The 421-nt window shown below is 39.2% G+C and carries 1 protein-coding gene; it reads right to left on the reverse strand.

Annotated features, from left to right (window positions below; translation table 11 throughout):
* A partial coding sequence (locus tag ACYVTD_RS17110; protein ID WP_461248844.1) for a MutS N-terminal domain-containing protein occupies nucleotides 1-377 on the reverse strand: 377 nt, incomplete at its 3' end.
* Between the last annotated feature and the right edge of the window lie 44 nt (nucleotides 378-421).

Genomic DNA, 421 nt, shown 5'->3' on the forward strand with positions numbered 1-421 from the left:
TTTAATACGACAGACGGGCGGTCGTAAATTGCGGACGCTATTTCTTTTTGTTCTTCTAAAAGCGATTCTTGAACAAGCAGTTCTTTTACGGATAACCTTTCAAGCTCTTGGCGAAGTATCCCATCGCTTGAGAAACTTGTCGAAAAAAAATCACCTGTTGAAAGATCAATGTATGAAAAAGAAAGCACATTCCCTGCTCTGCCAGATGCAAGACAACACAGATAGTTAGAGCTTCCTTTGTCAAGAAAATCATCGTCTACTGTTGTTCCCGGAGTTATAATTTCTACAACTTCGCGCTCGATAACTTTTTGTTTTCCAGGGGCGGTAAGCTGTTCGCAAATAGCGACTTTTTTTCTTAGTTTTAATAATCTTGCCATATAAGCTTTAGTCGCATGTTTCGGAACCTGTCTCTTTTAATCAT

The organism is Treponema sp. R6D11, from assembly GCF_054786075.1.